Annotated in this window: 16 protein-coding genes; 4 read left to right on the forward strand and 12 right to left on the reverse strand. The window is 68.7% G+C overall.

Annotated elements, in window-relative coordinates; translation table 11 throughout:
• Window positions 1–45: 45 nt before the first annotated feature.
• From ACN6PJ_RS02400 to ACN6PJ_RS02410, 3 genes are all read right to left on the reverse strand, one after another.
• A complete protein-coding gene (locus ACN6PJ_RS02400) occupies window positions 46–1,272 on the reverse strand; it encodes an alpha-hydroxy acid oxidase (protein WP_427994296.1) in 1,227 nt (408 codons plus the stop codon).
• A 110-nt stretch (window positions 1,273–1,382) separates the two neighbouring features.
• Window positions 1,383–2,246 (reverse strand): archaetidylserine decarboxylase, encoded by an 864-nt coding sequence (gene asd / locus ACN6PJ_RS02405; RefSeq protein WP_427994297.1) that lies wholly within the window; start codon window positions 2,244–2,246, stop codon window positions 1,383–1,385.
• A 231-nt stretch (window positions 2,247–2,477) separates the two neighbouring features.
• Window positions 2,478–4,832 (reverse strand): cytochrome P450/oxidoreductase, encoded by a 2,355-nt coding sequence (locus tag ACN6PJ_RS02410; RefSeq protein WP_427994298.1) that lies wholly within the window; start codon window positions 4,830–4,832, stop codon window positions 2,478–2,480.
• A 57-nt stretch (window positions 4,833–4,889) separates the two neighbouring features.
• Between ACN6PJ_RS02410 and ACN6PJ_RS02415 the strand changes: the two genes are divergently transcribed.
• Window positions 4,890–5,726, forward strand: a complete 837-nt coding sequence (locus tag ACN6PJ_RS02415; protein WP_427994299.1) for an IclR family transcriptional regulator — start codon at window positions 4,890–4,892, stop codon at window positions 5,724–5,726.
• Window positions 5,727–5,744: 18 nt separating this feature from the next.
• On the opposite strand, the gene ACN6PJ_RS02420 is transcribed toward ACN6PJ_RS02415, so the two are convergent.
• The 6 genes from ACN6PJ_RS02420 to ACN6PJ_RS02445 form a co-directional block, all read right to left on the reverse strand.
• Window positions 5,745–7,376, reverse strand: a complete 1,632-nt coding sequence (locus ACN6PJ_RS02420) for an ATP-binding cassette domain-containing protein (protein ID WP_427994300.1) — start codon at window positions 7,374–7,376, stop codon at window positions 5,745–5,747.
• 169 nt (window positions 7,377–7,545) lie between these two features.
• Window positions 7,546–8,538: a serine hydrolase gene (locus ACN6PJ_RS02425; protein WP_427994301.1), complete on the reverse strand. Its 993-nt coding sequence runs from the start codon at window positions 8,536–8,538 to the stop codon at window positions 7,546–7,548.
• 69 nt (window positions 8,539–8,607) lie between these two features.
• The gene (locus ACN6PJ_RS02430; protein WP_427994302.1) at window positions 8,608–9,492 is read right to left on the reverse strand and encodes an HpcH/HpaI aldolase/citrate lyase family protein; all 885 of its coding nucleotides are present in this window, start codon (window positions 9,490–9,492) and stop codon (window positions 8,608–8,610) included.
• 10 nt (window positions 9,493–9,502) lie between these two features.
• On the reverse strand, window positions 9,503–10,228 hold the full coding sequence (locus ACN6PJ_RS02435; protein ID WP_427994303.1) for a response regulator transcription factor: 726 nt from the start codon (window positions 10,226–10,228) through the stop codon (window positions 9,503–9,505).
• A 334-nt stretch (window positions 10,229–10,562) separates the two neighbouring features.
• Complete coding sequence (locus tag ACN6PJ_RS02440) at window positions 10,563–11,042, reverse strand: hypothetical protein (protein WP_427994304.1); 480 nt, start codon at window positions 11,040–11,042, stop codon at window positions 10,563–10,565.
• A 67-nt stretch (window positions 11,043–11,109) separates the two neighbouring features.
• Window positions 11,110–11,718, reverse strand: a complete 609-nt coding sequence (locus ACN6PJ_RS02445) for a GNAT family N-acetyltransferase (protein WP_427994305.1) — start codon at window positions 11,716–11,718, stop codon at window positions 11,110–11,112.
• Window positions 11,719–11,827: 109 nt separating this feature from the next.
• On the opposite strand from ACN6PJ_RS02445, the gene ACN6PJ_RS02450 reads away from it, so the two are divergent.
• Window positions 11,828–13,069: an NAD(P)/FAD-dependent oxidoreductase gene (locus ACN6PJ_RS02450; protein WP_427994306.1), complete on the forward strand. Its 1,242-nt coding sequence runs from the start codon at window positions 11,828–11,830 to the stop codon at window positions 13,067–13,069.
• Here ACN6PJ_RS02450 and ACN6PJ_RS02455 read toward each other — a convergent pair.
• Window positions 13,060–14,199 carry a 3-deoxy-7-phosphoheptulonate synthase gene (locus ACN6PJ_RS02455; RefSeq protein WP_427994307.1) on the reverse strand — a complete coding sequence of 380 codons (1,140 nt, stop codon included), beginning with the start codon at window positions 14,197–14,199 and terminating at the stop codon, window positions 13,060–13,062. The genes ACN6PJ_RS02450 and ACN6PJ_RS02455 overlap by 10 nt on opposite strands.
• A 237-nt stretch (window positions 14,200–14,436) precedes the next feature.
• On the opposite strand from ACN6PJ_RS02455, the gene ACN6PJ_RS02460 reads away from it, so the two are divergent.
• Together ACN6PJ_RS02460 and ACN6PJ_RS02465 are read left to right on the forward strand one after the other, a co-directional pair.
• Window positions 14,437–15,663 (forward strand): EAL domain-containing response regulator, encoded by a 1,227-nt coding sequence (locus ACN6PJ_RS02460; RefSeq protein ID WP_427994308.1) that lies wholly within the window; start codon window positions 14,437–14,439, stop codon window positions 15,661–15,663.
• Window positions 15,664–15,859: 196 nt separating this feature from the next.
• Window positions 15,860–17,170: a ferredoxin reductase family protein gene (locus ACN6PJ_RS02465; protein WP_427994309.1), complete on the forward strand. Its 1,311-nt coding sequence runs from the start codon at window positions 15,860–15,862 to the stop codon at window positions 17,168–17,170.
• 24 nt (window positions 17,171–17,194) lie between these two features.
• Here ACN6PJ_RS02465 and ACN6PJ_RS02470 read toward each other — a convergent pair whose 3' ends face one another.
• Window positions 17,195–18,850, reverse strand: a complete 1,656-nt coding sequence (locus ACN6PJ_RS02470) for a mucoidy inhibitor MuiA family protein (RefSeq protein WP_427994310.1) — start codon at window positions 18,848–18,850, stop codon at window positions 17,195–17,197.
• A 154-nt stretch (window positions 18,851–19,004) separates the two neighbouring features.
• Window positions 19,005–19,901: a LysR family transcriptional regulator gene (locus tag ACN6PJ_RS02475; RefSeq protein WP_427994311.1), complete on the reverse strand. Its 897-nt coding sequence runs from the start codon at window positions 19,899–19,901 to the stop codon at window positions 19,005–19,007.
• Between the last annotated feature and the right edge of the window lie 9 nt (window positions 19,902–19,910).

Genomic DNA, 19,910 nt, shown 5'->3' on the forward strand with positions numbered 1-19,910 from the left:
GTCAGGAGAAACGCCATTCTATGCCGGGCCAGGCAGGGGGCCGATTCAGTCCGTTTCCAGCGCTTCGCGCGCGAGCAGGTCCGCGTTCATTTCCCGGATGTCGTTGATGCCCAGCATGGCCATGTTGCGGTCGACCTCGGCGCGCAGCAGGCCGATGGCGTGCGAGACGCCGGCCTCGCCGCCGACCGCCGCCGCATAATTGAACGGACGCCCGACGAAGACATAGCGGGCGCCCAGCGCCAGCGCTTTCAGCACGTCGCCGCCGCGCCGGATGCCGCTGTCCATCATCACCGTCATGCCTCCGGCCGCCGACACGACCGCGGGCAGCGCGCGCAAGGGCGAGATGGCGCCGTCCAGCTGGCGCCCGCCATGGTTGGACACGATGACGCCGTCGGCGCCGTGCTGCCGGGCCAGGGCCGCGTCTCGCGGATGCAGGATGCCCTTGATGATGAGCGTGCCGGGCCACTGCCTGCGGATGCGGGCCACGTGTTCCCAGCTGAGATGGTCGCGCGCGGTGAAATCGCGCAGCACCGATGCCGATACGATGGGCGCGCCGCGCGTGGCGAACGAGTTCTCGAAATGCGGCATGCCATGGGCCAGCAGGGTGCGCAGGAACGTGCCCGCCAGCCACCGGGGCCGCGTAATCCCGTCCCAGGCCAGCCTCAGGCTGGGCTTGAGCGGGGTGGAGAATCCCGTGCGCACATTGTTTTCACGGTTGGCCGACACGGGGATGTCCACGGTCAGCACCAGGGTTTCGTAGCCCGCGCGGCGGGCGCGCTCCACCAGCGCGTCGATGCGCTGCGGATCGCCAGGCAGATAGGCCTGGAACCAGGTGCCGGGCGCCTCTCGGATGACCTCTTCGAGCGGAATCAGAGACGTGCCGCTGAGTATGGCGGGAATGCCTTGCGCGCGGGCGGCGCGCGCCAGCACGATGTCTCCGCGATACGCCGAGAGCGCGCTGATCCCCATGGGCGCGATGCCGAAGGGGGATTCGTAGCGGCGTCCGAAGAGTTCGGTGCGCTGGGTGCGGCGCGATACGTCCACCAGCACGCGCGGCGCGAATGCATAGCGGGCAAAGGCCTGGCGGTTGCTCCGCAGGGACTGGTTGTCTTCCGCCGCCCCGGCGATGTAGCCGAAGATGGGGCGCGGCAGGCGCCGGCGGGCGGCCGCCTCGAAATCGTCCAGCGAGAGCAGGCGCGCCAGCGCGCGCGGCAGCGCCGGAGCGGCGGGGGCCGCGCTGGGAACGGCGGCGGAGGGAAGGGGGGAGGTCATGGCGGGCCGGCAAAAGCCCGTAATCTAGCAAGGCCGCTTTCTCGCATAAAGCGAATAAATCACGACATCCAATTTCGCTTTTTGTGAATAAGCACCCAGAGGAACCGCCGTCAGGCCGGCAGCGCCATCAGTTCGCCCATGCGCACCGGGCCCAGCACCGAAGGCGTGTCGGCCCAGCGGATCTTGCCCGGCCCGAACAGCACGATCGCGGTCGAGCCCAGCTTGAACCGGCCCATTTCGGCGCCTTTCGCAAGGTGGATGGGCGCGCGGGCGGCATCGTCGTAGCGCGTTGACCTGACCCGCCGCTTGTGCGGCGTGACCAGGCCCGCCCACACGGTTTCGATGGACGCCACGATCATCGCGCCGACGAGCACCAGCGCCATCGGCCCGTGCTCGGTGTCGAAAATGCACACGACGCGTTCGTTGCGCGCGAACAGGCGCGGCACGTTGCGCGCGGTCAGCGGATTGACGGAGAACAGGCGGCCCGGCACGTGGACCATTTCGCGCAGAGTGCCGGCGACGGGCATATGGACGCGGTGGTAATCCTTGGGCGACAGATAGACCGTCGCGAACTCGCCGCCCTGGAAGGGCGCCGCGCGCTCGGCGTCCCCGCCCAGCAGGTCCGCCAGGCCATAGGAATGGCCCTTGGCCTGGAAGATGCGGCCGTGTTCGATGGCGCCCATCTGGCTGATGGCGCCGTCCGCGGGGCAGACCACCGAGCCGGGCTCGTCATCCAGCGGGCGCGCGCCGTCCTTCAATGCACGGGTAAAGAAATCATTGAAGCACTCGTAGGCCAACGGGTCTTCCTGCAGGGCCTCGCGCATGTCCACGCCGTAGCGGCGCACGAAGCGCGAGATCATCCAGTTCTTGACCGCGGGTTCCCGGCAGTCGGAGGCGTATCCGAAGAGGCGCGACACCAGGTGGTGGGGCGCAAGATACTGGCTGGCGAGAAATAGTTGGTCTTTGATCGGCATCTAGGAGCGCTAGGAAATTGGGCGGGCCCGGCGGCAAAAAAAGCCCCCGCGCGGCGCGGGCTACGCCCGCTTGCTGCCCCCAGGGGCGTTGTTGTCTTGGGGCGGCCCGGCAACAAAAAAAACGCGCCCCGCCTTTGCGGGACGTCGTGATGAATAAAGGGGGATGAATTGTAACGCGTTCAGCCCCACTTCAGGCTTGCGGGCAGCCGGTATCCAGGGCCGCCCTGCGCGCTACAGCTCCAGCACGATGCGGCCGCCCTGCGCGCGGGAACAGCAGGCCATCATGCGATCGCCGGCTTCGCGTTCGGCGCGCGTGAGGACCACGTCGCGGTGATCGACGGCGCCGCCCAGCACGCGCACTTCACAGGACCCGCAAAGCCCTTCTTCGCAATCGCTCTGCACGTCGATGTTGGCGCCGCGCAGCGCGGCAAGCAAGGTCTGGCCGGCCGGCACCTGCACGACGATGCCGGAATCCTTCAGCTCCGCCTCGAACGCGTGCTCCTTGGACGGATCCAGCGTGGCGAGCGTGGAATGGAAATGCTCCACGCGCAGGGAGTCTTCGGGCCAGCCCGCGCAGGCCTGCTGCAACGCGGCCAGCATGCGTTCGGGGCCGCAGGCGTAGACCTGGGCGCCTGCCGTGGGCCGTGCCAGCAAGCCCGCGAAGTCGTTGCGGCCGCCTTCGTCGCTGATGTGCAGGTGCAGGCGCTCGCCGTGCAATTCCGCCAGTTCGTCCAGCAGGGCCATGCACCGGCGCGTGCGGCCGCTGTAGTGCAATTGGTAGTCCATGCCGAGGTCGCGCGCGCGGCGCGCCATGGCGCTGATGGGCGTGATGCCGATGCCGCCCGCGATGAAGACGAGGCTGGCCGCGTTTTCGTCCATCCTGAAGTGGTTGCGCGGCCCGCGCGCGCGCAGGATGCTGCCGGGCCGCAGATGCTCGTGGATCCAGGCCGAGCCGCCGCGGCCGGATGCCTCGCGGAGCACCGCGATTTCCAGCGCGCCCGGCGCCGCGGGGTCTCCGCAAAGCGAGTACTGGCGCGACAGGCCGGTGTCTCCGCATTCGATGTCTATATGGGAGCCGGGCGTCCAGCGCGGCAAGGGCTTGCCGTCGGGCGATTCGAGCCTGATCCGCACGATGCCGTCGGCCGCGGGCGTCACGGAGGCGACGCGCAGCCTGCGGCTGATGGCGTGCGTGGAGGGCTCGCCGATGCGCACGGGCTGGCGTTGGGCGAGCAGCCCGGGGTCGCGGCGTTCGGGATTGGCGGACGGATCCCATTCCACCCACAGGTGCTCGGGGCCGCGGAACGAGGTATTGGGCACGTAGGTGAAACGCTGCTCGGCCAGGCGCAGGTGCGGCAGACGCCGGGTCAGCTCTTCCAGGAAGATCTGCATTTCCATGCGCGCCAGGTTCTTGCCCATGCATTGGTGCGCGCCGTAGCCGAAGGTGAGCTGGTCGCTGGCATTCTCGCGGCGGATATCGAAGAAATCGGCGTCCGCGAAATGGCGTTCGTCATGATTGGCCGATGACGATACGATCAGCAGCCTGGCGCCCGCCGGAATCGCCACGCCGGCGATTTCGGTGTCGCGCGTGGCGAGCCGCCGCCACGCGGCGACCGAGCCGTTATGGCGCAGGCATTCCTCCACGGCGTTGGGCAGCAGGCCCGGGTCTTCGCACAGCTCGCGCCAGGCGTCGGGATGTTGCAGCAGCAGCTTGATGGCGTTGGCCGAGGCGTTGGCCGTGGTCTCGTGCGCGGCAACGATGCCGGCCATCATCATCGAATGCAGATAGGAGTCGGTAACGACCTCGGGATATTCCTTCTGCTTGCGGATGCCGTACTGCATCCACCCGGGGGCGTCGGGTTCCTGGCGCATCTTGTCCAGGATCTTGCCGGCAAGCTGCCAGAAGTTCCCCACGGCGTGCGCCACCGCCACCTGTTCCTCGGGCCTGGGCCGGCCCCAGGTGTTGACCGTATGCGCGATGGAGTACTCGCGCAGGCGGTCCATGTCTTCCTCGGGCACGCCCAGGAAATGCAGGGCCACCGTCAGCGGCACTTCCCACAGCATCTGGTCGACCAGGTCGGCCCGCCCGTCATCGATGAACCGGTCCACGTACTCGCGGGTGAGGCGGCGCACCATGGGCTCGTGATGCTTGAGCGCTTCCGGCGTGAACGGGTCCATCAGCGCGCGCCGGCGCGGCATGTGGGCCGGCTCGTCTTCATTGACGAGCGTGCGGTTCATGGCGTAGCCGTAGCTTTCCAGCACGGCATTGGCCTCGGGGCCGGTGGGGGTGATTTTCTCCAGGGCGATCGAGGGGCTGAACGTGTGGTTGTCGCGGAAGACCGCCTTGATGTCGTCGTAGCGGGTAACGACCCAGTAGCCCAGCTTGGGGCTGTAGAAAACCGGTTCCTGTTCGCGCGCCCAGCGCACGTATTCGGGCGGATCCTGCTGATAGCCGTCGCCGAAGGGATCGAACTCCGCCGCCCGCGGACTGACGGGACAGCCCTGGGCCCGCGCCAGGGCGGCGTGGTCGATGGGGCAGCCGCCGGCGTTGCCAGTGGCCGCTTGCGGGGTCGGGGAGGGGTGGGCCATGTCGATCGCTCCGTATTACACTTGCGTAAATCATATACGCATAGCGTAATTTATCAAATGAGCCCGACCTCCGATCCGTCCTCCATTCCCGATCCGTCCATCGCGTCTTCCCGCCCGCGCGAGCGCCGCCAGCGGGTGCAGGCCGCGGAAACCGGGATGGCGGTGCTGAAGGGGCTGGGCCGGCTGGGCGGCCGCGCCAGCCTGACGCTGCTGGCTTCCCAGGTGGGAGAGAGCCCCGCCAAGGTGCACCGCTATCTGGCCAGCCTGATGGAAGAAGGGCTTGTGTCGCAGGATGCCGCCAGCCAGCAGTATTTCCTGGGGCTGGAAGCCATGCTGCTGGGCCTGGCCGCGCTGCGCCAGGCCGATCCCATCCGGCTGTCCGAGCCCGGATTGATCCGGCTGCGCGAAGCGCTCGAGGTGACCTGCTTCGTCGCCGTCATGGGCAACAAGGGGCCGACCATCGTGCGTTTCGAGGAACCGGGCCTGCCCGTGACGGTGAACGTGCGCATGGGTTCGGTCCTGTCGATGCTCTGGTCGGCGACGGGCCGCGTGTTCCTGGCCTTGCAGGACGACGCGCGGGTGCGCGCCATGGCCGAGGCCGAACTGGCCGGCGCGCCGGACGACCTGCGCGCGCAGCTGCATGCTGCCGATCCCATCGGCCGCCTGCGCCGCGAGGTGCGCGAGCAAGGCTGCGCCGCGGTGCGCGACACCAATCTGAAGGGCATCAGCGCGGTGTCCGCGCCCCTGCTGGACCACAGCGGCCGGCCGTGCGCGGCGCTTACCGCGCTGGGCGCGACCGGCGGATTCGACGCGGCGCCGGACGGGCCGATCGCTCAGGCCGTGCGGCGGGAAGCCGCGGCCGCGAGCGTGCTCCTGGGCTATCGGGCGCCCTGAACCGCGTGCCAGGGGCCGTCAGGCGGCCTTCGCCGCCAGCTTGGTCTTGTAGAGCCAGTCCTTGTAATCGTCCAGGTCGCCATCGAAGGGGCTGACCTTGCCGTCCGCCACGATGATGAACTGGTCGGTCGTGGCGCGCAGCAGATGGCGGTCGTGCGACACCAGCACCAGCGTGCCTTCGAACTGCGCCAGCGCGGTGGTCAGCGCCTCGCGCGTTTCCAGGTCCAGGTGGTTGGTGGGCTCGTCGAGCAGCAGCAGGTTGGGCCGTTGCCAGACGATGAGGGCGAGCGCCAGCCGGGCTTTTTCCCCGCCGGAGAACGGCGCGATGGAGCTGGTGGCCATTGCCCCGTTGAAATTGAAGCTGCCCAGGAAGTTGCGCAGTTCCTGCTCGCGCACGGTGGGCGCCGCCTTGGTCATGTGCCACAGCGGCGATTCGTCGTGGCGCAGCATCTCCACCTGGTGCTGGGCGAAATAGCCGATGGACAGTCCCTTGTTGAATTGGGTGTCTCCCGCGAGCGAGTCCAGTTCGCCGGCGATGGTCTTGATGAACGTGGATTTGCCCGCGCCGTTGATGCCCAGCAGGCCGATGCGCTGGCCGGCCTGCAAGGAAAAATTGATGCCCGAGACGATGATCTTGTCGGACGTGGCCTGCGTGGCTTCGTCGGTGTTCCGGTAGCCGGCGCTGACCCGGTCCATGGTCAGCAGCGGATTGGGCGCGCGCAGCGGCTCCCTGAACTCGAAGGAGAATTCGGCGGCCGCGCGCAGCGGGGCCACTTCCTCCATGCGCGCGAGCGCCTTGATGCGGCTTTGGGCCTGGCGGGCCTTGCTGGCCTGGGCCTTGAAGCGATCGATGAAGGACTGCAGGTGCGCCCGCTGGCGCATCTGTTTTTCCATCATGCCCTGCGCCAGCTCCAGCTGGGCGGCGCGCTGGCGTTCAAAGGACGAATAGTTGCCCGAATAGCGCTTGAGCTTGCGTTCGTCGATATGGACGATGACGTTGGCCACGCCGTCGAGGAAGTCGCGGTCATGGGAGATGACGATGAGCGTGCCCGGGTAGCGCTTGAGCCAGTCCTCCAGCCAGATGATGGCGTCCAGGTCCAGGTGGTTGGTGGGCTCGTCGAGCAGCAGCAGGTCGGACGGGCACATCAGCGCCTGCGCCAGGTTCAGGCGCATCCGCCATCCGCCCGAAAAACTGGTCAGCGGCAAGTGCATCTGCGCCTGCGTGAAACCCAGGCCCGTAAGCAGTTGCTCGGCGCGCGAATGCACGGTGTAGGCGTCGGCATCGGCCAGCGCGGCATAGATGTCGGCCATGCGCAGGCCGTTTTCGACGCTCTCCGGTTCGGCCTCCAGCGCCGCCAGTTCCGCTTCCAGGCGGCGCAGCGTAACGTCGCCATCAATGGCGTATTCGATCGCCGGGCGGTCCAGCGCGGGAGTCTCCTGCGCCACGTGAGCCATGCGCCAGTTGGCGGGGAAGTCCAGGTCGCCCTGGTCCGCGTGCAGCGTGCCGCGCAACAGCCCGAACAGGCTGGATTTGCCGGCGCCATTGGCGCCGATCAGGCCGATCTTGTCGCCGGGATTCAGGAGCAGGTCGGCTTTGTCGAGCAGGGGCTTGACGCCACGGGCGAGTGAAACTTGTTGGAAGCGGATCATGGGTGGTGCAACCGGGGACGCGGCAGGATTTCCGCCAGCCGGGCGCGGTGAAAAATAATCGGGGAAAGGGCGCGCACAGGCGGCGCGGCAGGCGGATGGGGCGGGCGTTCGTTGCCCGTCAGGGGCGTTATTGTACCGGCCGGGCGCGCCAGCCGCGCGATGGCGCCGGTCAGCGCGACGCGAACCGGCTTTCCAGCACCCGCCGCAGGCGCACCGCATCGCCGAAGCGCGAGCCGGCGACACCCTGGGCGTTGAGCAGCACCATGGCCAGGTTGCGCTGGCCGACCCGGACCGCCATGACCAGGCAGTCGCCGGCTTCGCGGGTGGTGCCGGTTTTGGACACGAGGATGTCCCACTGCGGGCGGCCCACCAGGATGTTGGTGTTGCGGAAGGTCTGGCCGGCGGCCTGGTAGCTGGCCTCGCCGGTGTATTGCCGGATCAGCGGCTGCGCGGATATCGCTTCCAGCAGCTTGACGAGGTCCCTGGCTGAAGACCGGTTTTCGTTGGACAGGCCGCTCGGCTCGGCGAAGCTGGAGTCGGCCATGCCCAGCGCGCGCGCCTCGGCGTTCATCGCCGCGACGAAGGCGGCCGTGCCGCCGGCATATGTGCGCCCCAGGGCCTGCGCCGCGCTGTTTTCAGAGGAGACCAGCGCCAGGCGCAGCAAATCGGCGCGGCTCAGCCTGGCGCCGGCCGTCAGACGCGAGGGCAGCTCGCTGGTGGAGCGGGTGTCGCTGGCGTCGATGGTGATGCGTTCGTCCAAGGGCAGGCCGGCCTTGACCAGCGTCAGCGCCGCCATGAGCTTGGTGACGGAGGCGATCGGCCGAACGACATCATCGTTGCGCGCGAACAGCACCTCGGAGGTGTCCATGTCCTGCACCAGGATCGTGCTGGACTTTAGCTTGCCGATTTCCTTGGCCGGGTCGCGCGTGACCAGCGGGGCGTTGGCGGCGGCGTCCGGATCCAGCGGATCGGGCTGCGCGCCCCAGCGCTGGACCGCGATGCGCTTGCCGTAGCCATGCTGGCACATCGGCAGGGAGGGCTGGGAATTGCAGGGGTGGAAATTGGCGGCCTGGGCCTGCGCCGGCGCCGGCGCGCCGGTCGCGGCGACCCATAGCGCCGCCGCGCAGAATGACATCGACACTTGCCGCAAGATCAGCGCCACGATCGCTCCCCGATGCGCCGGGCGGGCCCCGAGAGGGCGTTACCGGCAATATGCATTTGAAAGCTGATATTACTGCGACTCGCGCCGCCCGGACGCGATGGCCTCGGCCAGCGCCAGCACGCGTTCCGCCTCGCGCGCATGCAGGTTCTCGACCAGCGCGCCATCGACGACGGCCACGCCCAGGCCGGCGGCCTGCGCGGCGTGCCAGGCGTCCAGGCGCCTGCGCGCGGCGGCAAGTTCCTCTTCCGTGGGCGCGAAAGCGGCGTTGGCCGCCGGGATCTGTTTGGGGTGGATGAGCGTCTTGCCATCGAAGCCCTGGTCGCGTCCTTGCCTGCAGGCCGCTTCCAGGCCCGCGTCGTCGTGCAGGTCCAGGTGCACGCCGTCCAGCGCCGCCAGGCCGTGGGCCCGGGCAGCCATCACCGCCATCGAGCGCGCCAGCAGGGTTTCTTCGCGCGATGGCGTGTGGCGCGCATGCAGGTCCTTCACCAGGTCCGACGTGCCGACGACGATGGCCGCCAGCCGGCGATGGCCGGAGGCGATGGCGTCCAGGCGCAGGAAACCCAGGGGCGTTTCGGCCATGGCCCACAAGGGCAGGCCGGCGGGGGCGCCCGCCGCGTCCAGCGCCCGCGCAAGCGCGTCGAGCTCGGCGGCCGACTGCACCTTGGGCAGCAGCACCGCGTCGGCGCCGGCCCGGGCAATGGCCCTGACGTCGTCCAGGCCCCAGGCCGTGTCCAGCGCATTGACGCGCACCACGCATTCGCGCCTGCCGTAGCCGCCGGCGCGCAGGGACGCCGCCACCTGTTCGCGGGCCTGCGCCTTGGCATCCGGCGCGACGGCGTCTTCCAGGTCGAGGATCAGGACGTCGGCGTCCAGGCTGCGCGCCTTGTCCAGCGCGCGCGCGTTGGCGCCTGGCATGTAGAGGACGGAGCGGCGGGGGCGTATCGTGGAATTCATGGGACGGGCCTCAATGCTTGATCTTGGTGTTGCCGACGATCTGCACGGGAACGGTGCATACGTAGCCGACGCCGTACACGGTGCGGATGCCCATGTCGCCGCCGGCCTGCGCGCGCAGCTTGCGGCGCAGGCGGTGCACGTGCGCGTCCAGGCGGTGCGTGTCGTACGCTTCGGCGCTGGCGCCCAGCGCCTCGATCAGGCGGCCGCGCGACAGCGGCAAGGGCGCCGCCTGGATCAGGGCGCCTACCAGGCGGCTTTCGGTATCGGTGATGTCCACGCAGACTTGCTCGGGCGACAGCAGCACGCGGCGCGACGGGTCGAAGCGCCAGCCCAGGACGCGGGCTTCATCGACGCCGCCGGGCGGCACGACCCGCAGGCGGCGCGATAGCGACACGAGCGTGGCGCCCAGCTCGGCCAGGTTGACGGGCTTGGTCAGGTAGTGGTCGGCGCCCAGGCTCAGGCCCGATACCTTGTCTTCGCTCAGCAGCCGGCCCGTGAGCATGATGATGCCCATGGAAGGAAAGGAGGTGCGCAGATGGGAGACGCGGGTCAGCGCGTCGCCGTCTGGCAGCATGGCATCCAGCACGAGAATGCCCGGCGTGACGGTCAGCAGCAGGCGATCCAGTTCCGCGAGGGAACCCGCGGTGAGAATAGCGCTGTCCAGGCCGAGGTCGCGGATGTATTCGGCGATGGTGTCGCGCCAATCCTTGTGGTCGTCGACGACAATGATCGTCACGGCGAGGCCGGCGCCAGCGGTTCCGCGCGACGCGCTCCAAGGGCAAACACGCTATCCGCTCCTTTCAGTCCAGGCTTCTTATTGGGGGCCGCTCGCGACAGCCGATGGGGTGCGGCAGCCGCTGTGCCGCCCGCGTTTGCGGGAGGATATCACCAACGCCGTTGCGGCGCCGCGTCATGGATCAAGGATCCCATCCGGCGGCAGAGGAAAATGCGGCTGGTCAAAAAATGAGCAGCCCGTGCGGCATCGCCCGAACGGCCATCAGCCGTGTGCGCGAGGCGGGTTTATCCACAGAAATTGTGGATAAGCGCTCACGCTGTGGATACCCGGCTTTTTACGTAGGCAGATGTTCCACCGGAACGCCGGGAGGCACCTTGCGCAGGCGGTCGCGCTCGATGCGCACCGCAGAGAACCGCGGCTTGCGGGCCGCGGCGTTCTGCAGCAGGACGGAGAGCACCGCGCCCTTGTCCTGGATCCACTGGGTTTTGCCCCGCAGCAATTTCATGGCGTTCTCGGCGGTGCCCAGGCGGTACGAGGTCGAATCGATCTGGACGGAATGCTTGCCGTCGAACCGCGACGCCTCTTGTTCGGTGAGGGCGGCGGCATCCAGGTTGCTGCTTTCATGGTCGACGCGGTAGACGAACTTCAGGCCGCTGTGCGGATCCTGCACGACGATGAGCTTGTCCGAACCGGACACGTCGGACATCATGCCGATCACCGGCGACTCGACGAGCTGGTTGCCTCGCTGCTCTTCCGTGTAGACGAATATGGTGTGGCGCGACGGTGCGGCCGGGGCGGGAGGTGTGCGGTCCATACCTGAAAAAAAGTAGTGCGGGTAGCGGGCGCAAGGGCCCGGACAGACGGGTAAAAAGAACGTAGGGCTAGGCGGATCGGCGCAGGCGCGCAAGCAGGCGGGCTTTGACCGAAGGCCAGTCTTCGTCGAGGATCGCGAAGTAGACCATGTCGCGGGCGCGCCCCGACTGCGCGATCAGGTGTTTGCGAAACACGCCTTCCTCGATGCCGCCGATGCGGAGAATGGCCTGCCGGGACTGCGCATTGCCCAACTCCGTTTTGAACACCACCCGCATGATACCAATTGTTTCAAAAGCGTGCTGCAAGAGCAGGAGTTTGGCTTCGGTGTTGGCGCCCGAACGCTGGCGGCCGGGAGTGAGCCAGGTGCCGCCGATCTCCAGCCTTCTATGCGCGAGCGCGATGTCCATATAGCGCGTGGCGCCGATCACCTGGCCGCTGTCCTTGCCGACGATGACGAAAGGCAGGCAGTTGCCGTGGGGGGGGGGGGGCGGGCCGGCCAGCGCGCGCTCCACGTAGCGTCGCATGTCGTCGGGCGTTTCGACGGGTTCGGGCTGCAGGCGCCAGAGCTCGGGATGCAGGCCGACCCGCGCAAGGTCTTCTGCGTGCCGGGCGGCCAGCGGTTCCAGGCGGACGATCCCGCCATCGAGCGTAACGGGTTGCAGGCGGGACAAGGTCATGGCGCGTTCCTGGGTATCGCGGGCGCTCGGACCTGGCTCCGCGCAGGAAAGCATTCTACGCCCGGGCGCATGCTTGCCGAACCGGGGCGGCGGGCGCAGAATGCCGCGCATGAAAACAGACGTTGTGGTTCTTGGCGCGGGCATCGTCGGCGTCAGCGTGGCGCTTCACCTCCTTGGGCGGGGCCGCGCCGTCGTGCTGCTGGACCGGCGCGGACCGGGCGAGGAAACCAGTTACGGCAACGCCGGGTTGATCGAGCGGGCCAGCGTGATTCCCTATGGCTTTCCGCGCGACTGGCGCAGCCTGTGGCGCTATGCCAGGAACAACACGCCCGACGTCAGCTACCACCCCCGGTTCCTGCCGCGCATCGCGCCATGGCTTCTGCGGTACTGGTGGCATTCCGCGCCTGCGCGGCTGGCGCGGGCCGCCGACGCGATGCTGCCGCTGATCGAGCGCAGCGTGGCCGAACACGATGCGCTCAAGGACGACGCGGGGATCGCCCATCTGTTCCGCCGCAACGGCTGGATCGACGGCGTGCGCACCGAAGCCGGCCTGGCCCGGGCCATCGCCGAAGCGCAGGCCCTTGCGCCGTATGGCTTGAACTACCGCGTGCTGGACCGGCAGGCGCTGGCGGCCGCCGAGCCCTCGCTATCTCCGCGCATGGTGGGCGGCGTGCATTGGCTGGACCCGGTCAATGTCTCGGATCCCGGCGCGGTGACGAAAGGCTATGCGCAATGGTTCGAGCGGCGCGGCGGCGTGCTGGCGCGCGGCGACGCCCGCAGCCTGAAGCAGGAAGGCAAGGGCTGGAAAGTGCAGGGCGACACCGGGACGATCGAGGCCCGCGATGCGGTCGTGGCGCTCGGCCCCTGGTCGCCGGACGTGCTGCGGCCATTGGGCTATCGCCTACCGATGGCGGTCAAGCGCGGCTATCACCAGCATTTCGCGCTCCAGGACGGCGCGCGGCTGTCGCATCCGGTGGCGGACATCGACAGCGGATTCGTCGTGACGCCCATGACGCTGGGCGTGCGCCTGACGACCGGTGCGGAATTCGCATCGCGCGACGCACCGCCTTCGCCGATCCAGATCCAGCGCACCCGCGCGTTGGCGGCGCAGCTGCTGCCCCTGGGCGTGGCGGTCGAGCGAGAGCCATGGATGGGGTGCCGGCCGTGCATGCCGGACATGCGGCCCGTGATCGGACCGGCGCCGCGCCATCCCGGCCTGTGGCTGGCGTTCGGCCATGCGCACCACGGCTTCACCCTGGGCCCGGTGACGGGCAGGCTGCTGTCCTGCCTGATCACGGGCGAGGCGCCGGACATGGATCCGGCGCCTTACCGCGCCGACCGCTACGCCTGAGCGGCGGACGCCGTCTTCTGGCGGCGCTCGCGCACGGCCCGGGCCAGCGTGTCCAGCACGGGCGCAGTCTGCGACCAGCCCAGGCAGGCGTCGGTGATGGATACACCGTGGCGCAGCGGCTGGCCGGCAGTCAGGTCCTGGCGGCCTTCCTCGAGATGGCTTTCGATCATGACGCCGGTGATGCGGGTATCGCCCTGGGCGAGCTGGGCCGCGATGTCGTTGGCCACGTCGACCTGCCGCAGGTGCGACTTGTTGGAGTTGGCGTGCGAGCAATCGATCATGACCTGCTCGCGCTGGCCGGCCTTGCGCAGCGCGGCGCAGCAGGCGTCCACGCTGGCGGCGTCGTAGTTCGGCCCTTGCTTGCCGCCGCGCAGGATGACATGGGTATCCTGGTTGCCGCGGGTTTCGAAGATGGCGGCCATGCCCATCTTGGTCATGCCCATGAAGGCATGCTTGGCGCTGGCGGCCACCATCGCGTCGGCCGCGATCTGCACGCCGCCGTCGGTGCCGTTCTTGAAGCCCAGCGGACAGCTCAGGCCGGAGCTGAGCTGGCGGTGGCTGGGGCTTTCCGTGGTGCGCGCGCCGATGGCGCCCCAGGAGATCAGGTCGGCGATGTACTGCGGGCTGAGCAGGTCGAGGAATTCGGTGGCGATGGGCAGGCCCAGGCCGCTGATGTCCAGCAGCAGTTCGCGCGCGCGGCGCAGGCCTTCGTTGATGCGGAAACTGCCGTCCAGCCGCGGGTCGTTGATATAGCCCTTCCAGCCGACGGTGGTGCGGGGCTTTTCGAAGTAGACGCGCATGACGATCAGCAGGTCCTGCTTGTGCTGTTCGGCGGCGGCGCGCAGCTGGCGGGCGTACTCCATGGCCTGGCCATGGTCGTGGATGGAGCAGGGGCCGACCACCAGCACCAGGCGGTCGTCGCGGCCGTGCAGGACGTCGGCGATAGCCGAGCGGCTTTGCTCGACCAGCGTCTGGATCTCGGACGAAACGGGCAGTTCGTCCTGCAGGAGCGCGGGCGAAATCAAGGGCCGCACCGCGCTGATGCGGGTGTCGTCGGTGCGCGTATTGTCCTGGGTGGAGTCGGCCGCGCCGACCTCGCGGTCGTGCAGGGGATCGTCAATGCGGGTCAAGGGAAGCTCCGTGCCGTAGATGCGGGAAAGACGGCCATTATCGCACCGGCGGGGCGGCGCAGCGACCGGCGGTTGCCTCCGTCCGGTTGATGCGCCGGTTCCTACGCCTATCGGCGACGTTATTGCATTAACCCGTTAGCGATAAGGACAGGCGCCGCGTGGATGCCGTAGCATTGTGGCTACTGTGCTCCCGCGGCCGCCTGCAAGGGCCCGCCCTATAAGCTAGGACGGTAGACGATGCCTAAGACCGACGCAGGCGCGACCCGACGGATCCTCTTGGTGGAGGACCATCCCGTCGAACGCGCCTACCTGCAGAATCTGCTTCTGGCGCTAGGATTCCGGCGGGTGGCTGGTTTGGGGAGCAGCACCGAGGCGATCAGCGCGCTGGCAAGGCAGTTCCACGACGTGGTGGTCAGCGATATCGTCATGGGCGAGGGGGACGGCACGCGCCTGCCCAACGAACTGCGGCGATTGGTGGACGCCGGACGGCTGAAGAGCATGCCGCCCATCATCTGGATCAGCAGCCTCAGCGACGAGTTGCTGCAATCGCATGTGCGCCTCGCGCTGCAGGCGGGGTGTCCGTCCGCGCAGGCGCTGTCCAAGCCGGTGTCGCGCACGGCCATGCAGCAGGCGCTCAAGACGGCGCTGCGCAGCGTCGACGAAGACGATGCGGCGTCGCCGCGGCGCAACGCGGTGCGGCGCGACGTCATGGAGGTGGCGCTCGGCCACGCGCTGATCACGGGCGCCGGCATGAGCGTCGTGCTGCAGCCGCAGATGAGCCTGTCCACCGGCCGGGTGCTGGCGGCCGAGGCGCTGTCGCGCTGGGAACATCCCGAGCTGGGCAATATTCCGGCGGCGGATTTCGTGCCCGCCGCGCACCGGCTGGGCCTGGACCGCATGTTGTTCAGCCGGGTCACGGACCGCGTGATCGAGGTGCTGAAGCGCATGCACGCCGAGGACATCGCCGTGCCCATCGCCATCAACGCCTCGGCGTCCACGCTATGCACCCGCGATCTGCCCGGACTGCTGGAACAGCGCGTCGGCCAGGCCGGGCTTCCGGCCCGGCTGGTCAAGGTCGAGCTGACGGAAGACGAGCCTGTGACAGACTGGCTGGCCTTGTCCTCGGTGCTGAATCTGTTGCGGGTGCGAGGCTTCGAATTGGCCATGGACGATTTCGGAGCCGGTATCGCTTCCATGCGGCTGTTCTCGGCCATGCCGTTCACCGAACTCAAGATAGACCGCGACTTCATCGTGCACATGCACCGCGAGCCCGCCTCGCGCGCGGTGGTCGCCGCCGCGATCGAAATGGGGCGGGTGCTGGGCCGCCGCGTGGTGGCCGAGGGCGTGGAGCACGAACGCGACGTGCAGCTGCTGCGCGAACTGGGCTGCGACGTGGCGCAGGGCTACGGCATCTCCCTGCCGCTCGAGCCCGACGCATTCATCGAATTCTGCCGCAGCCACTGACCCGCGAGCGGCCTGACATCGGGTATCCTGGCGCTTGCCGGACGATCCCGGGCCACCTTGATATTTCCGGGAGGCTTGAGCCGGATCAAGCCGGCGGCCGCGAGCAGGCCAAGGCCGGGCGCGGCGGAACTACCATTGATCCATGTAGGCCTCGCCGTGTGGCGAGGCCGCCGGTTCGAGACGGAGTGATGAATCGATGCGACGCATCCTGGCGGCCGTTCTGCTGATTTCCCTGCTGGCCTGGGCTGGCGCCTACTGGGCACAACCTCCGGCCCAACTCAACATCTGGACCGCGCGCGACCAACTCATCCTCCTCACGGGCCTGAGCGCGTATGCGCTGATGACGCTGATCATGCTGCTGGCGGTGCGCCCGATGTGGCTGGAAGCGCGGCTGGACGGGCTGGACCAGATGTACCGGCTGCACAAATGGAGCGGCATCCTGGCCACCGCGCTCGCGGCGGCGCATTACCTCATCAAGATAGGCAAGCCGGTGCTGCTGGCCATGTTCGACCCCGTGGCCAAGACGCCGCGCGCGGCTGCCTTGCTCGACGCGTTCCGGGGCTCGGCCAAGGATATCGGCGAATGGGCGGTGTGGATCCTGGTAGCCCTGGTGCTGCTGACGCTCTGGCGGCGCTTCCCGTATCACATCTGGCGGCAGGTCCATCGTATTTCCGCGGTCATCTTCCTGGTGGTGGCCTTCCACGGCGTCGTGCTGACGCCCGCGGGGTGGTGGGCGCAGCCGGCGGGCTGGCTGGTCGCCGCCTGTACGGCAATAGGCGGGGTGTGCGCCCTGATGGCGCTGACCGGCAACATCGGGCGCGGGCGGCGCTACAAGGGCCAGGTGCTGGCCATCAACCATCTGTCGAACGACATCCTGTCGCTGACGTGCCGGGTGGAAGGCAACTGGCATCACCGCGCGGGGCAGTTCGCCTTCCTGACCGCCGACCGCCGCGAAGGCGCGCATCCGTTCACCGTCTCCGGCGCGGACGACGGCACGGGGCGGGTGGAATTCTCCATCAAGGCGCTCGGCGACTACACGCGGCGTTTGCAGAAAAGCCTGGTGGTGGGCCAACCGGTGACGATCGAGGGGCCCTACGGCTGTTTCGACTTCCAGCGCGGCGACGGCAGGCCGCAGATCTGGGTGGCGGCCGGCATCGGCGTCACGCCGTTCATTTCATGGATGGAGTCGCTGCAGGCCCAGCCCGACAGCGCGCCGGTGGCCACGCTCTACTACTGTGCCCGCAACGCCGACGATGCGCCGTTCGCGGAGCGCCTCGAAGCGCTGTGCGCGCGCGTTCCCAACATAACCCTGCGCGTGCGCTACAGCGATACCCAGCGGCCGCTGACGGCCGCCGACCTGGTGGCGGAGCACAAGCCCGGATCGCCTTGGCCCAGCGTGTGGTTCTGCGGGCCGATGGGATTCGCCGATGCGCTCAAGGATGGGCTGCACCGCCGAGGCATGCCGGTGAGGGAACTCTTCCACCAGGAAGCCTTCCAGATGCGCTAGGGCCTGTGCGCGGCCCCCGGCGCTTCAAAGCCCGGACACCTCGATGTCGCCCGGATACTCCACCGAGAATTTCAGCACGGTTTCGCGCGACTTGCCGGGCTCCATTTCCCAGTCCCAGGCGAGCTTGCCGTCGTCTTCGCGCTTGATCTCGCGGTCGGCCGGCGACAGCAGCTTGACCACGATTTTCTCGTTGCGCGACACGGGCAGCCGATCCTTGAAGGACACCTGTTCCTTGGTGGCCTTGTTGTTCTTCACGGTGATCTTGTACTCATAGGTCACGCGCTTGCCGCTGCCCGAAAAACCCGTGCTCTCCGTGTGGCGGTTCACCAGCCGGCGCTTGATCGAAATTCCTTCGTCGGCGCCCATCGCCAGTTCGACCTTCTCGCCGGGCATCACCGCCTTCAGGCTGCCGGAGGCGACGAAGGCGTCGTCCAGGAAGGTGTTCAGCGGGCCGGCCAGGAAGGGGAAATCCGTGTTGTTGCTGGCCTGCGCGGTCAGGTAGACCGCTTCGCGCAGCGCCGGGGTGGACTGGTACTGGAGCGTGGCCGGCAGCTTGGCGGCGGCGATGGCCACGCGCTGCGAGGCATTGTCCGACAGCAGCGTGGCGGGGTTCTTGATCTGGAAGGAAGCGCTGGTGGCCTCGCTCTGCACCTGGGCGGTCGACACCTCGACGGCCTCGGGCTGGGGCTCGGCCGCATCGAGCGCCGCGCCCGCGAACGCCGGGCTGTTCCGCGCCCGGCGTTCGGCCGCGACTTCTGCCTGCATCTTGGCGGTGGGCGCGGCCGCGGGGCGGGGAGCGGGCGGCGGGGGAGGCGCCGCCACGTCGATGATCCAGGGCCGCAGCGCGGGCGCGCCGCCTCCCAGCGCGGGCCGGGCGGTGGAAAGGGTGAGCTTGACGTTGTTCCAGTCTTCGCCCGTGTTCTGGCGGATGACGCCGAAGTAGCCCAGGTCCACGCTGCGGTCGGCCAGGCGCAGGCGCGCGTCGTAGGCCGGCGTCCAGCGGGCGCCGGCCACCGCGTAGGACAGGCTCAGGTCCAGCCTGCCCGCGCGGGCCAGGTTCACGCGCAGCGTGACGGTCTTGGTGCGGCGGCCCAACGCGGTCTGCAACTGGCCCAGCTCGTTCTGGAGCGCCGCGATGTCGCGCTCCAGAGCCGCCTTCCGTTCGGCGACCTGGCGCAGGCCCGCGAGCGCCTTGGACAGCGTGTCGGCGCTCAGCGACTGGATGGCCTTGAGCTCGTCCAGCGTCAGGCGGGCCCCGTCCTTGGAAGGTTCGGTGGCGCCGCGCTGCATCATCAGCACCAGTTCGCGCTGGTTGTCCAGCACGGCGGCCTCGTCGTCCAGCGCTGCCTGCTGCGCTTCCCGCTCGCGCAACTGCTCTTCCAGCTGCTTGACGCGTTCGTTCGGGGTGTCGGCCTGGTAGGCGTCGCGGACCTTCACGTCCAGCAGCGTCGCCTGGCCCGTGCTCCTGGCGGAGACCTGCAGGGAGTTTTCCTGCAGCGATGCGGGCAGCTTTTCCAGCACCAGCTCGTGCTCGCCCGCAGCCAGTTCGCTGCTGGCCGCCCGCGTCACGACGGCGCGGTCCTGGTAGACGGTCACGGCGCCGATGGAGGAGGCCAGGCCGGCGGCCGCGCCCAAGCCGGGAATCGTCGCAATGGCCAAGGCCAGGAGGGTACGTCGCACAGGGTCACCTTTCAGCAGGTTGGAGTCTTGGATCGCGGCCGGCCCGAGGGCCGGATCGCCGAGCGCGCCAATTTACCTTGCCGCCCGGGCGCGGGGTTTACAGAAGGTATCAAACGCGACAGGGCGATACCAACTGCCCGGGCGCGGCGCGGAGTCAGGATTCCGGGTGCGCCAGTTCGCGCAGCATGTCCACCGCGTTGCCCGCTGCGATGGAGCGGTCATGGCGGCGATAGGCCATATCCAGCAGCGCATGCGGGGCGTCGCCCTTGATCGGGCGGTACTCGATGCCTTGCGCGCCCATGTGCCGCATGGCGGCCGGCACCACCGAGATGCCGACCCCGGCGGCGACCAGGCTCACGATCGAGGCCATCTGCGGCGCCTCCTGGATGACCCGCGGCAGGAAACCGGCCCGCTGGCAGGCCGATTGGATGGCGTCGTACAGGCCCGCGCCGATGGGACGCGGATACAGCACGAAGTCCTCGTCCGCCAGCGCCGCCATCGGTATGCCGCGCTTGCGGCTCAGGGGATGGCCCGGGGGCAGGGCGACCAGCATGGGTTCGTCCAGCACGCGTTCGGATTCGAACTCCGGGTCTGGCCCGTAGGGCGGACGCACGAAGGCCACGTCCACCTCGCCCGCCCTCAGGCCGCGCAAAAGGGAAATGGTGTTGCTTTCGGTGAGCGTGACGCGCACGTCCGGGTATCGATCGCGGTAGGCGCGAATGGCCCGCGGCAGATAGGGATGGAACACGGCCGAGGCCGTGAAGCCCACGGTGATCGCGCCGCGTTCGCCGCGTCCCAGGCGGCGGGCCGTGTCCACGGCGCGGTCGGCGCTTGCCAGGATGGCGCGCGCGTCTTCAAGGAATTGCGCGCCCGCTTCCGTCAGCGCAATGCCGCGAGGCAGCCGAAGAAAGAGCGGCGTGCCGATTTCGCGCTCCAGCTGCTGGATCTGCTGGCTCAGGGGGGGCTGGCCGATGCCGAGCCGCGCCGCCGCGCGCGTGAAATGCAGCTCTTCCGCGACAGCGGTGAAGTAACGCAAGTGGCGCAGTTCCATGGCGGGGCG

This window comes from Achromobacter sp. (assembly GCF_050285585.1).
Classification (GTDB): domain Bacteria; phylum Pseudomonadota; class Gammaproteobacteria; order Burkholderiales; family Burkholderiaceae_B; genus Achromobacter.